Here is a 13,018-nt window from a genome sequence, read left to right as displayed (position 1 = left end):
ATCCGCTTACTTCATCATGGCCTTATGACGAACGTCAGCGATGGACTTGCTCCGCTCAGCGCTTCTTCAGCGACACCGAGACGTTGCGCACATTGGTGCCTTGCGGCACGATCGAGACAGATTGCGATGCACCGCGGGTCGCCACCGACAGCGACGCCGAGAAGCCCGGGCCTGCGACCTGCGCGTCGACGCGCCCGCCGCGGGCGGTGCCGGTGACCTGGCCGTTGGCGTTGCGGCTCGCTTCCGTCCATGTGCCGGTGATCCGGCCGCCGTTCTCCTCGACATGGCTGGTGATGTCGAACTTGGCACTCGTGCTCGCGCACACCAGGGTTTGTTGCAGCAGGCGCCCCTCGCCCGCCACCGCGTAGGAGGCGCGACAGCGAATGCGCTCGGTCGAACCATCGGACAGTTCGACCTTGCCGCTGCCGTTCCAATAGCCGGCCATGCCGTCGAACGCGCCGGCCGCAAAGCTCGTGGTGGAGAGCATCGCAAACGAGCCCGACAGTACGACAACGGACAGAAGCCGCGCAGCGGAATGAGTTCTCATATGTTGGTTCCTTTCAGTGCGAACGCCGAAGGAAACAACCGCGCAGGACCGTTCCGGTTTCGTCAACTGCCGGTGATCGCTCAATCGTCCACGATCGGCGCCATCGCGGCGAGTACCGCGGCGGAGTCCGCAACCCAGCCGAAGATGCCGCCCTGCGCCTTGATCATCGCGAGCCCGGCATCATGGAAGTCCGGAAAATACGACGCGCAGCCGTCGCCGATCACCACGCAGCGATAGCCGCGATCATTGGCCTCGCGCACCGTGGTGTTGACGCAGACTTCGGTGGTGACGCCACAGACCAGCAGATTCTCGATGCCGTATTTCTGCAGCACGTCGTCGAGTTCGGTGGCGAAGAACGCGCCCTTGCCGGGCTTGTCGATGACGATTTCATCGTCGCGCGGATACAACTCCGGGATGATGTCGTGCCCCGGCTCGCCGCGGATCAGGATGCGGCCCATCGGCCCGGGATCGCCGATCCGCAGCGACGGCGCGCCGCGTGCGAGTTTGGCCGGTGGCGCATCGGTCAGATCCGGCAGATGGCCCTCGCGGGTGTGCACCACCAGCAGACCCATCGCCCGCGCCGCGGCCAGCACCGCGGCGATCGGCCCGACCGCGCGGCCGAGCCGCGAGACGTCGTTGCCCAGCGTTTCGCCGAAGCCGCCCGGCTCCAGGAAGTCGCGCTGCATGTCGATGATCAAGAGCGCGGTCGCGACCCAGTCGAGCGCGATCGGCGCCGGCTCGGCGTCGATCGTGCCCGAGGCTGAGAAAGTCGTGGCGGCCATCGTCGTTGCTCCGCGATCGGAATCGATCGCAGCATAGAACGCCAGACATGACGGATGAAAGCGCCGTTCAGCCGATCAGCAGCGCCACCAGCGTGCCGACGATGGTGCCGGCGCAGGCGGCCGACAGGCCGAACACCGAGCTCCACACCACGAAATACAGGATCACCGAGCCGAGGTTCTTTTCCAGATCGGCGCCGTACATCAGAAACGACACGGCGCAGGCCACCAGCAGCACGGCGGCGGCGGCGATCCGCACCCACAGCGCCCGGCGCGGCGCGCGCGCGACGAACCACGCGCCCCAGCCGAAGCCCGCGGCCAACACCAGCCAGAAGATGATCAACCGGACAGCCATTCTGACCTCCTTGTTACAGGCTCCGGGCTAGCGCGTGAAGCCGACGATGGCATGACGCATCGCACCGCCGATGGTTTTCCGGTAGATTTCGACGGTATTCGCATGCTTGACATGGCGGCGGGCGGCGTTGGGAGAGACCGATGAGATATTCGATTGCGGCGACGGTGCTGATGCTGGCGACCGGCTGCGCGGGCGCGACCGGCGCCGCGGCGCAGGACAAACCGGCCCGGCTCAAGATCGGCTTCGTCTATATCGGCTCGGTCGGCGACGGCGGCTGGAGCTATCAGCACGACCAGGCGCGCAAGGCGATCGTCAAGGAATTCGGCGACCAGGTCGAGACCACCGTGCTCGAGAACGTCGGCGCCGGTCCGGAGGCCGAGCGCTCGATCGAGCAGCTGGCGCGCGCCGGCAATCGGCTGATCTTCAGCACCTCGATCGACTACATGGATGTGACCATCAAGGTCGCGAAGAAATATCCCGGCGTGCGCTTCGAACTCGCCACCGGGACAAGGCGCGAGGCCAATGTCGCGACCTATTCGGCCCGGTTCTACGAGGGCCGGACCATCGAGGGCACGATCGCCGCGAAGATGTCGAAGGCCGGCGTGATCGGCTATGTCGGGTCGTTCCCGGTGCCGGAAGTCGTCTCCGATATCAACGCCACGATGCTGGCCGCGCAGAAGATCAACCCGGACATCAAGCTCCGGATCGTCTGGGTGAATTCCTGGTTCGATCCCGGCAAGGAGGCCGACGCCGCCAAGGCTCTGCTCGATCAGGGCGCCGACGTGATCATGCACGGCACCGACAGCGCCGCGACGATGCGGGTGGCCCAGGAGCGCGGCGCACTGGCCTTCGCGCACAATGCCGACATGATCAAGCTCGGCCCCAAGGCCCAGCTCACCGGCATCGTCGCCGACTGGACGCCGTATTATCTCTCCCGCGTCCGGGCCGCGCTCGGCAACGCGTGGACGTCGGGCGCCACCTGGGGCGGGCTGAAGGACAAGATGATCCTGATGGCGCCGTACACCAACATGCCGGAGGACGTGAAGACGCTCGCGGCCGACACCGAAGCCGGCATCATCGACGGTAGCATCAGGCCGTTCGCCTGCCCGATCCTCGATCAGGACGGCAAGGAGGTCGAATGCAAGGGCGGCGACCGTCTCGACGACGGCCAGGTGCTCGGGATGAATGTCTTCGTCAAGGGAATCGACGACAGGCTGCCGGAGAAGTAGCGCCGCTCAATGCATCCGCGGTCCCTTGAGGAATTTGGCGCGGTCCGCCGAATGCAGCACGACGTCGAAGGTGGCGCCGCCGCTGAACAGCGTCAGCGGGACCTCGACGCCGGCGGCGCCGAGCGCCCAGACCTTGCGATAGAATTCCGCCTCGCTCGTGACCTTGTCGCCGGCGACCGCGAGAATGACATCGCCCGATTTCAGCTCGGCGCGCGCGGCGGGGCCCTTCGGCGCGATCCCGACCACGACGATCCGGTCCTCGATCTCGGTCGAATACAGCCCGAGCCACGGCCGCGGCGGTCTGTCGACCCGGCCGAATTTGCGCAGATCGCCGAGCACCGGCTTCAAGAGATCGATCGGCACCATCATGTTGTAGTGCTCGTCGCTGCCGCTGCGCTCGATCTGCAGCGAGCCGATGCCGATCAGTTCGCCGGTCGCGGAGATCAGCCCGGCCCCACCCCAGTTCGGGTGCGACGGCTCGGTGAAGATCGCGTCGTCGATCAGATATTCCCAATAGCCGGCGAAGGGCTGCCGCGCCGCGATCCGCCCCGCGACCGAGCGGATACGTCCGCCGACGCCGCCGACGATCACGCGATCGCCGGTCTTGGCCGCGCTCGAATGGCCGAGCCGCAGCGGCGGCAGGTCGATCGCGCCGAGCGCCTGCACCAGGCCGAAGCCGCTGTCGGAATCGATGCCGAGCGCGTGCCCCTCGACCGCCCGGCCGTCGCCGAGATGCAGCCAGACGGTCTCTGCTTCGGTGATCAGATAGCCGATGGTCAGCAGCAGGCCGTCGTCGATCAGCACGGCGTTGCCGGCGCGTTCGGTGCCGAGCGTATTCGCGGTGAAGGCGTCGGGCGGAATGATCGCGTGCACGCCGAGCACCGCCGACAGCGTGCGATCGAGATCGAACGGAAAGTCCGCAGCGCGCGGCCGGATCGCGGCCGGCACGTTCCATTCGGGCAAGGAAGGCATCGGGCGTCTCCCGTGGTGCGTCAGCCAACCGGAAATATCGGCACCCCGGCAGCCAATTGCAAGCCGACGCCGCCGGCGCGCGCCCGCCTTCCGGCGCCCCGGCCACGATAATCCAGCGTTAATCTCGGTTTCCTAAACTGTCCGCGCGGCCGACAGCCCCTGCGCGCGGCCGCGTCATCGCACCGCATGACGTTCGGGCCAGGGCCCGCATGAACGACGTCTTCCAGCCGGCGACGCAAGGTTGCAGCCATGACCGACTTTGCCATCGCGGCCGCCCCCTCCCCGGCCACGGCGCCGCGCCTGCGGGCGCTGCAGCTGGCGCTGCTGTGGTTCGTCGGCGCCAGCGGCGCCATCGTGTTCATCGAGCCGAGCCCGTATGAATTCGCGATCCTGCTGTCGATCGTGGTGTTCTTCGCCTCCGGCCTGCGGATCACGCCGGCGCTGATCGTGCCGATCGCGCTCTTGATCGGCGTCGAACTCGGCTACACGATCGGCGCCAGCTCCCTGCTCGACGATCCGATCATCCTGAACTGGCTGCTGACCTCCTGGTACATGGCGATCACCGCGATGTTCTTCGCGCTGGTGACGCTGGAGCACACCGGCGACCGGATCGAGGCGCTGGCCAAGGGCTATCTGATCGGCGGGCTGATCGCGTCGCTGGCCGGCATCGCCGGCTATTTCAACCTGATCCCCGGCACCACGGACCTGCTGACCTATGCGGGGCGCGCCCGCGGCACCTTCAAGGACCCGAACGTGCTCGGCGCGTTCCTGATCTTTCCGGCGGTCTACGCGCTGCAGCGGGTGATCGAGGGCTCGTTCTGGAGCGCGATGCGCCATGCGATCGCCTTCGGCATCATCGCGCTGGCGATCTTTCTGGCGTTCTCGCGCGCCGCCTGGGGCACGCTCGCCGGCGCCTCGATGCTGATGATCGCGCTGATGTTCGTCACCGCGCCGACGCAGCAGCGGCGATTGCGGATCGTGATGCTGGCGGCGATCGCCGGGCTGGTGCTGGTCGCCGCCATCGCGGTGCTGCTGTCGTTCGACCGGATCGACGCGCTGTTCAAGGAGCGCGCCAGCTTCTCGCAACCCTACGACAGCGGTCGGTTCGGGAGGTTCGGCCGGCATCTGCTCGGCGCCGGCATGGCGCTGGACTATCCGACCGGAATCGGCCCGCTGCAGTTCCGGCGGTTCTTTCCCGAGGACACCCACAATTCGTTCCTCAACGCCTTCATGTCCGGCGGCTGGATCAGCGGCATCCTGTATCCGGCCCTGGTGTTCATCACCGCCGCCTACGGGCTGCGCAACGTTTTCGTCCGCACGCCGTGGCAGCGCACCTACATCGCCATCGTGGCGACGCTGATCGTGACGCTGCTGGAAAGCTTCATTATCGATACCGATCACTGGCGGCATTATTTCATGCTGATCGGCTTGACCTGGGGCGTGGCAATTGCGAGCAGTCGCCTCCGGTTGCAGAGCCACGCCGGGCCCTGAGCGTCCGACGGGCCGCCGCCCACAGCCACGGAAGACCGATATGGACAACTACATCCTCGTCACCGGCGGCGCCGGCTATATCGGCAGCCATATGACGCTGGCGTTGCAGGCGGCCGGCGAACGGCCGCTGGTGATCGACGATCTCTCCGCTGGGCTGCGCCGCGCCGTTCCGGAGGGCGTACCGCTGTTCGAGGGCTCGGTCGGCGATTCCGATTTCGTCGGCGACATCATGGATCGCCATCCGATCGCGGCGATCATCCATTTCGCGGCCAGCGTGGTGGTGCCGGAATCGGTCGCGCAGCCGCTGGCCTATTATCGCAACAACACCGCCAACGCCCGCACGCTGATCGACTGCGCGGTGCAGCGGCGGATTCCGCATGTCGTGTTCTCGTCGACCGCGGCTGTGTATGGCGAGCCCGATCGCAATCCGATCGGCGAAGACCAGCCGACGCAGCCGATCAATCCCTATGGCCGCTCGAAACTGATGGTCGAATGGATGCTCGGCGACGTCGCCCGCGCGCATCCGCTGAGCTACGCGGCGCTGCGCTACTTCAACGTCGCCGGCGCCGATCCGGACGGCCGCGCCGGGCAGTCGTCGCCGAACGCCACGCATCTGATCAAGATCGCCGTGCAGGCCGCGCTCGGCAAGCGCGACGGGCTCGACGTGTTCGGCACCGACTATCCGACCGCGGACGGCTCCTGCATCCGCGACTACGTCCATGTCGCCGATCTCGTCGCCGCGCATCTCGACGCGCTGCGCTATCTGCGCGCCGGCCATCCCAGCGTCACCTGCAACATCGGCTATGCCAGCGGCTATTCGGTGCTGCAGGTGATCGAGGTGGTCAAGCGCGTCTCCGGCGTCGATTTTCCGGTGCGCCTCCAAGGCCGCCGCGCCGGCGATCCCGCCGCGCTGGTGGCTGCGAACGAACGCGCGAAGACGCTGCTGGGCTGGACGCCGCGCTACGACGATCTCGAGACCATCGTGCGCCACGCGCTGGCCTGGGAACGCCGGCTCGGCGCCTGAGCCCGCGCTCGCGCCGCTGCGTCATCCCGGAACCCCGGGCCATGCCGGCACAGAGCTGTCACAGCGCGGCACATCCGGGCGAAAACATCGGCCGATTTCGCACAACGCGGTTAACCGTTTTACCTTGTTGAACGGAAGCGGTTAAGCAGCGATTGCATGGTCGTTAAGATGAGCTAATTGTTCTCGTCGAAATGATCGAACCGCCGTCTCGAAACGGCGGCAAGCAGCGGAATTCGCAATGTCCGACGTCAGCGGCCGACTGCCGACCCCCGCGCCCGGCCGACCTCGGGAGTCCGATCGCCGCGTCGCGCCGTTCGCGATCCCCGCCTCGATCGCCGCTCTGCCGTTCGACGAGCGTCGCGTCACCGGCGAACGCCGGCGCGATCGATTTTCGCAGTGGAAGCGCAACATCATCGGCGGCCTGCCGATCGTGGTCGCCGATCGCGCCGAGACCGCGACCGCGATGGTCGACGAGGCGCTGAAGCGTCGCGGCCTGTGGCGCTATCCCGCCTACATGACGTCGACCAACGGCGAAGTGACCTATCGCTGCGCGGTCGATCCGTCCGAGCACGCGATGTTTCTGCAGGCCGATGCGATTCATGCCGACGGCATGCCGCACGTCTTCGTCTCGCGCTTCAAATGCGACGTGCCGCTGCCGGAGCGCGTCGCCACCACCGACCTGTTCCACGATGTCGCGCGCGAGGCCGGCGCACGCGGCGCGACGATGTTCATGCTCGGCGCCGACGAGACCTCGAACCAGCGCGCGGCGGAGTGGGTCGCAACCAACTATCCCGAGGTCCGGCTGGTCGGCCGCCGCAACGGCTACTTCGCCGACGACGCCGAAGAGATCGCCGCCTGCCGGCAGATCGCCGAACTTGCCCCCGACATTCTCTGGATCTCGATGGGGGTGCCGCGCGAGCAATTGTTCATCGGCCGGCATCGCCATCGCCTGACCACCGTGGGTGTCATCAAGACGTCCGGCGGGCTGTTCGATTTCCTGTCCGGATCGAAGCCGCGGGCGCCGCTGTGGATGCAGCGCGTCGGCCTGGAATGGCTGTGGCGGATGGCGCTGGAGCCGCGCCGGCTCGGGATGCGCTATCTCAGGACCAACCCTTACGCGATGTATCTGCTGCTGACGCGAACGCGGTGATCCGGTTCATTGATCGATTTCGTCATGGCCGGGCTCGTCCCGGCCATCCACGTCTTCGGACCCAGCCCCCTGGAAAGACGTGGATACCCGGCGCAAGGTCGGGCACGACGGATCCAGATTCAGCGCCCGACCTTCCTAGAGCAGCTCTGGTTTTGATGGAATCACCGCCGTCATCCTGAGGTGCCCGCTGGGCCGCGCCATGCGCGGCCCAGCGGCCTCGAAGGATGAGCCGCAGGTGCCTTGGCCGCATCCTTCGAGGCTCGCTGCGCTCGCACCCCGGATCAAGTCCGGGGCAGGCTCTCAGGATGACGACTCCGGACGCGAGAATGCCGCGTTGCTTCAATCAAGCGATGAAGCGCTCTACTTGCGCGGCCGAAACAGCATCTGGTCGGTGATCGCGATCTGGTCCGGTCGATAGTGGCCGACGCCCCAGTCCGTCTGCAGCCCATAGGGCGGATCGTTCGACGGACCGATCAGCCACCAGCTGCCGCTGATCGGCTGCTGATCGCCCGAAAAGGCCGGGCCGCCCTCGCTGCCGTATTTGCCGTTCATGTAGTCGATCAGATTGCGCGCCCATTCGCGCGTCTCGGGCGTCCGCAATGATGCGCCCATCTCGCCGATCCACACCGGCGCGATGTCGTCGCGCACCAGATAGCCCCAGGTGGTGTTCATCCGGTCGATGAAGCCCTTGCCGGTCTCCGGAATGCCCCAGCGCTTGGTGTCGGCGATCTCCTCCGGATATTCATGGATCGAATACACCAGCTTGTGCGGGATCTTGAGCCGCACCGGATTGGCGCCCGCCGCGGTGAGATTGCCCGCGGGCGCGGCGTGGCGCGGGTCCATCCCCGACGATTCCGGCGGCGGCTTGTAGGTCTCCGGCCCCTCGCAGATGATCAGCACGTCGGGGCTGACGTCCTGGATCGCCGAGCCGACGTCCTCGCACATCGCCTTGATGTCGGTCGGCCCGCCGCCGCCCCAGGTGATGGCGCCGCGGTCGCCGTTGGGCTCGTTGTGCAGATCGTAGCCGATCACGGTCGGATTGCCGGCGAAGGTCCGCGCCACCCGCAGCCAGTTCTGCTTGAAGTCCTGCGCGGTGAACCGGCCCGGCTTGATGCCGTCGGTGTTGTCGGTGCCTGGGCCGAGATCGAACCACAGCCCGTTGCGCTGCTGCCCCGCGGTGCCCTGATTGGTGTGGTGATTGAAAATCACCTTCAGGCCGATGTCGCCGGCGTAGTCGACGATGCGCTGAAACGCCACCAGCGTGGTGACGTAGCGATAGCGCCCGTTGGCGTCGGGCGTGTCGGATGCCAGCAGGTCGGGATTGAGCGTGGTGTTGATCCAGCCGAGCCGGTCGCTGTAGCCGTTCAGCGGCGTGTCGAGGCCGATATCCGTCCATGGAATCCGCACGGTGTTGAAGCCCGCGGCGACGATCGAGTCGAGAACGGTCCGGTAGCTGACCTTCCAGATCCCCGAGGGTGCTGCGCCGGGCGGGCCCTCGGTGCCGTTCCAGCCGATCGAGGCGATCCGCACCGGCCGGCCGGTCACGTCGACGATCTGGCTGCCCCGCGTGCCGAGATAGCCGGGCGGCAGCAACTGGCCGCCGCGCCCCGCCGGCCGCAGATCGGCGGCGTCCCGGACGATCGCCGGCGGATCGACGAGATGGCTCGGCACCGCGGCGTCCATGTCGCGCTCCTCAGCTCACATAGTCGGGCGGCGCATCCGTCCGCCGGAACAGCGTCGCCACCACCACCAGGAAAATCGCGAAGGTGAAGAACCGCCCGGCGAACGAGCCGAAGGTGCTGCACAGGAAGAAGAACACCGCGATCGGATAGATCGCCTTCGCGGTCATCCGCCGATACGCCTCCCAGATCAGCAGCAGGATGCCGAGCATGATCAGCGAGGCGATCACCACGCCCTGGAACACGCTCATCTGGATGAACGGATTTTCGACGCCCCATTCCAGGCCGAACGAATACACCTGCGACCTGACATATTCGGTGTGCGCGCCCCACAGCATGTCGCCCCAGTCGAACGACAGCAGCAGCGGCACCATCAGCCAGCGGGTGCGGGCGCTGCCGCCGTCCTCGGTGAAGCGGTCGAGCAGCGGATCGAACGCGCCGATCGCCGCCAGCACCGCGACCGCGGCGATCCCGACCGGGATGATCGAGAACCAGACGATCAGGCCGCGCTGCGACATTTTCATGCCCGCCGCGGCGCGGAACGCCCCCCACAACAACATGCCGGCCATGATCAATCCGGTCAGCAGAAACGCGGTGCGCCCGCCGAACGCCAGCAAGGCGGCGCATTGCAGCCCGATCATCGGCAACCGCAGATTCGGCCGCAAGTCCCTGCCCGCGCCGCACAACAGGCTGACGATATAGACGCAGGTGATGGTGGCGGCGTGCAGCGGATGGCTGAGAAACGCCGTCGCCCGCGGCTCCACCGTGGTCATGCCGTCCGGCGAATAGGTGATCAGCGGAAAGATGTTGAAGCCGATCGCCAGCTCGACCACCGCCAGCACCGCATTGGCCAGGAAGAACCAGTGCAGGAAGCGCTCCAGCCGGTCCATGTTCTCCGGCGTCACGAACGGCAGCAGCATGGCGCACAGGAACAGATGCAGGTCGGTGTCGAAATACATGCCGAAGCCGTTGCGGCCGTCGACCACGATGTTGATCACCGCGAAGGTGGCGGCGCAGAAGAAGAAGATCGAGCCGAGCTTGGTGGCGAGGTAGTAGCGCGCCAGATCGCCCTTCTGCGGATAGGTGACGAGAAACACCGCGAACAGCAGCACGATGAAATAGGTCGAGACGTGGATCTTGGTGATCGGCGAGCCGCCGATCGCGCTGTAATCGTAGCCGATCAGGTCCAGTACGTTGGCCGACACCACGAACAGCAGCACGATGTAGACCGCCATCATCTTCTGGACCAGCGGCGCCGCGAACGGCAGCCGCAGCCGGATCGTGGACGCGGCCGCGGCCGCAGGCGCGAACGCGACCGGCGGATGCGGCGCGCCGCCCGCCGTCATGCCGCCACCGCGACGTCCGGCTCGACGAACACGATCCGCGCCTTGACCTGACGCAATTGCAGCAGATCGACCAGGATGGCGGCGTCCTCGCTCTTGCCGCCGGGGCCCTGCGCCAGGAACACGACTTCGTCGGCCATGTAGTACAGCCCGAATTCGGACGCGGTCGATCCGATCTCGCCGCCGTCGACGATGACGCGGTCGAACGCGCGCAGCTGCTGCACCGCCGACTGCAGCGCCTGCCGGGCGCGCGGATCGCGATTGCCGACGGCCGACAGCCCGACCGGCACGATCCGCATCGCGGTCGGCTGGTGCAACTTCACGACCTCGTTGATCGCGGCGGTTCCGGCCATCACGTCACGCAGGCCGGGCGCACCGTCGAAGCCGAGCCGCGACGTGGTGTGATGCCGCGCCAGATCGGCGTCGACCAGCATCACGTCCATCTCGGCGGCGATCACGGTCCGCGCGAGTTGCAGCGCGACGTCGTCGAGCCACGCGGCGCGTTGCACCTGGACCAGCACGATGGTGTGGCCCTTCGGCGCCGCGAGCAGGTCCGCGCTCAGCGCCTTCAGCCGGCCGGTGCGGGGCTGCGCCATCACCGGCCGCGGCGCCGGGACGGGCGCGACCGCGACCGCGACGGGAGGATCGACTTCGTCGACGGCCTCCGGCTCGGGTCCACGGTCCGGGCGCTCGAAGTGATCGCGCGCCAGCGCCAGCGCGATGCCGATGGTCAGCCCGGCGAAGATCGCGGCGGCCAGCATGATCAGCGTCGGCGGCCAGCTCTTGTTTTCCGGCGTGGTGGCGCGCGAGATCAGCCGGATGTTGGTGGTGTCGATGCCCTGCCGCTCCTCGGCGGTCTTCGCCTTGGCGAGGAAGTTCTCGTAGACGATGCGGCTGGATTCCGCCTTGCGCTCCAGCTCGCGCAGCGGCACCAGCAGTTTCTCGTTGGCCTGCGACTGCGTCTTCAGAGCGTCGAAATTGGCCTGCAGGGTCTGCACATTGGTGCGTTCGCTGGCGTAGGTGTTGCGCACCGAGCGCGCGATCGTCTTCAGCTCGCGCTGGATCGCGGCCTGAACGTCACGCACCTGCGCCCGCGCGCCCTGCAGCGCCGGATGATTGGGGCCGTCGATCTGCGCGAGTTGCGCCTCCTCGCGCGACGCGTCGGCCAGCCGCCCGCGCAACTGCACGATCGCGGCCGACTGCATCGCCTCGGGCACCGCCTCGAGGCCGGCGTCGCCGTGCTCGATGGTTTCGATCAGCCGGACCCGCGCCTGCGCATCGGCCAGCCGGGTCTTGGCGTTGGTGAGCTGGGTGTTGGCTTCGTCGAGCTGCTGCTCGCTCACCATCCGGCTGCGCGCGCCGACCAGATTGTTGGCCGCCTTGTAGGCGGCGACGGCTTCCTCGCCGCGCTTGACCTCCTGCCGCAGCTTGCCGAGCTGCGCCGAGATCGCTTCCGAGGTTCGGCGCTGAAACGCGGCGTTGGCGCCGGCCTGCTCGTCGAGATAGGCGGTCGCCACCGCATTGGCGAGCGCGGCCGCGCGCGGCGCGGTGTCGGCCGAGGCCATGATGTCGATCACGAAGGAGCGGTCGACCCGCTTGGTGGCGACCTTCTTGCGCAGATTGCGCAGCGTGACGAGGGCGCGGTCCTCGGTCTTGCCGAGCCCGATCAGCGCCTTCACCAGCCGGCCGAGCCCCATCCGCTCGCCGTTGAACTCCGGATCGTTCTGCAGATTCATCTGCTCGATGACGCGGTTCAGCACCTCGTTCGAGGTGATGATCTTGAGCTGGCTCTCGACCAGCAGCAGGCCGTCGCCCGGCACCGAATTCTGCAGCGGGTCGTCCTTCGGCGTGTACTGATCGCGCGGATCGACGAACACCTGCGCCCATCCGGTGTAGGACGGCTGCGCGACCAGGAGATAGGCCAGGACCACCGCGCACAGCGCCAGCGGAACGCCGAACACCCAGGTCTTGCGCCGCGCCAGAATGCCGGCGACGTTCCTGAAATCGATCCCGTCGGGATTGCGGTCGTCGGAGATCGTTTGGGAAGACGGCCTGGGCGACATGATGCGTTACACACTCGCTGGTCTACATACGCGGATCATCGGCCGCACCGGCCGACGATGGAAGCGCGGCCCCGCGCCGCAAGCGTCCCGACGCCGCAGCGGAGCGGCGGAGCGACGCGCGCGGCGAACCGGAAGCCTGAGCTGCCTTGCACACTGACCACAAAGTAAAGAACTACGGTTAATCGGCGGTTACGGCCGCCGGCACGGTGGTGAGCAGATCGACACCGCGCAATGCCTCGGCACGATGCGCCGATTTGCCGGCGTGACCGGCACCTCGGCATTAACCGGTTCTGTGGGAACTGATCCCGGAAATGCCCGGAAACGTGTAAACAGACGGGCGAGCGCGTAGTACACCCTTCATTAACCAGCGACGCGCATGCGACGAT

General features: G+C 67.1%; 11 protein-coding genes. 4 read left to right on the top strand and 7 right to left on the bottom strand.

All coding sequences use genetic code 11. From position 1 onward, the window contains the following. Positions 1 to 55: 55 nt before the first annotated feature. The 3 genes from RPB_RS05155 to RPB_RS05145 all read right to left on the bottom strand — a co-directional run bounded on the left by RPB_RS05155 (position 56) and on the right by RPB_RS05145 (position 1,681). Complete coding sequence (locus RPB_RS05155; protein WP_011439917.1) at positions 56 to 547, bottom strand: hypothetical protein; 492 nt, start codon at positions 545 to 547, stop codon at positions 56 to 58. Positions 548 to 627: 80 nt separating this feature from the next. Then, positions 628 to 1,329 (bottom strand): cysteine hydrolase family protein, encoded by a 702-nt coding sequence (locus tag RPB_RS05150; RefSeq protein ID WP_011439916.1) that lies wholly within the window; start codon positions 1,327 to 1,329, stop codon positions 628 to 630. 67 nt (positions 1,330 to 1,396) lie between these two features. Then, positions 1,397 to 1,681: a hypothetical protein gene (locus RPB_RS05145; protein WP_011439915.1), complete on the bottom strand. Its 285-nt coding sequence runs from the start codon at positions 1,679 to 1,681 to the stop codon at positions 1,397 to 1,399. A gap of 140 nt (positions 1,682 to 1,821) precedes the next feature. Here RPB_RS05145 and RPB_RS05140 point away from each other — a divergent pair, with 140 nt between their 5' ends. Next, positions 1,822 to 2,910, top strand: a complete 1,089-nt coding sequence (locus RPB_RS05140) for a BMP family ABC transporter substrate-binding protein (RefSeq protein WP_011439914.1) — start codon at positions 1,822 to 1,824, stop codon at positions 2,908 to 2,910. Between the two features lie 6 nt (positions 2,911 to 2,916). Here the strand turns inward: RPB_RS05140 and RPB_RS05135 are convergent, their stop codons facing one another. Further along, the gene (locus tag RPB_RS05135; protein WP_011439913.1) at positions 2,917 to 3,882 is read right to left on the bottom strand and encodes a S1C family serine protease; all 966 of its coding nucleotides are present in this window, start codon (positions 3,880 to 3,882) and stop codon (positions 2,917 to 2,919) included. Between the two features lie 249 nt (positions 3,883 to 4,131). Here RPB_RS05135 and RPB_RS05130 point away from each other — a divergent pair, with 249 nt between their 5' ends. The 3 genes from RPB_RS05130 (at position 4,132) to RPB_RS05120 (ending at position 7,547) form a co-directional block, all read left to right on the top strand. After that, positions 4,132 to 5,373, top strand: a complete 1,242-nt coding sequence (locus RPB_RS05130) for an O-antigen ligase family protein (protein ID WP_011439912.1) — start codon at positions 4,132 to 4,134, stop codon at positions 5,371 to 5,373. 40 nt (positions 5,374 to 5,413) lie between these two features. Continuing rightward, a complete protein-coding gene (galE, locus tag RPB_RS05125; protein ID WP_011439911.1) occupies positions 5,414 to 6,397 on the top strand; it encodes a UDP-glucose 4-epimerase GalE in 984 nt (327 codons plus the stop codon). A 238-nt stretch (positions 6,398 to 6,635) separates the two neighbouring features. Next, positions 6,636 to 7,547, top strand: coding sequence for a WecB/TagA/CpsF family glycosyltransferase (locus RPB_RS05120; RefSeq protein ID WP_011439910.1), 912 nt, complete (start codon positions 6,636 to 6,638; stop codon positions 7,545 to 7,547). Positions 7,548 to 7,907: 360 nt separating this feature from the next. Here the strand turns inward: RPB_RS05120 and RPB_RS05115 are convergent, their stop codons facing one another. Genes RPB_RS05115 through RPB_RS05105 form a run of 3 tightly spaced genes read right to left on the bottom strand, consistent with a single transcriptional unit; the run spans position 7,908 to position 12,632 of the window. After that, positions 7,908 to 9,230: a glycoside hydrolase family 5 protein gene (locus RPB_RS05115; RefSeq protein ID WP_011439909.1), complete on the bottom strand. Its 1,323-nt coding sequence runs from the start codon at positions 9,228 to 9,230 to the stop codon at positions 7,908 to 7,910. A 10-nt stretch (positions 9,231 to 9,240) separates the two neighbouring features. After that, a complete protein-coding gene (locus tag RPB_RS05110; RefSeq protein WP_011439908.1) occupies positions 9,241 to 10,572 on the bottom strand; it encodes a VpsF family polysaccharide biosynthesis protein in 1,332 nt (443 codons plus the stop codon). After that, positions 10,569 to 12,632 (bottom strand): GumC family protein, encoded by a 2,064-nt coding sequence (locus RPB_RS05105; RefSeq protein WP_011439907.1) that lies wholly within the window; start codon positions 12,630 to 12,632, stop codon positions 10,569 to 10,571. The genes RPB_RS05110 and RPB_RS05105 overlap by 4 nt, the downstream gene beginning before the upstream one ends. Positions 12,633 to 13,018 lie beyond the last annotated feature (386 nt).

It is taken from the genome of Rhodopseudomonas palustris HaA2 (genome assembly GCF_000013365.1).
Lineage (GTDB): Bacteria > Pseudomonadota > Alphaproteobacteria > Rhizobiales > Xanthobacteraceae > Rhodopseudomonas > Rhodopseudomonas palustris_J.
The sequence above is the reverse complement of the archived record's forward strand: the minus strand, read 5'-3'. Positions and strand labels throughout refer to the sequence as shown.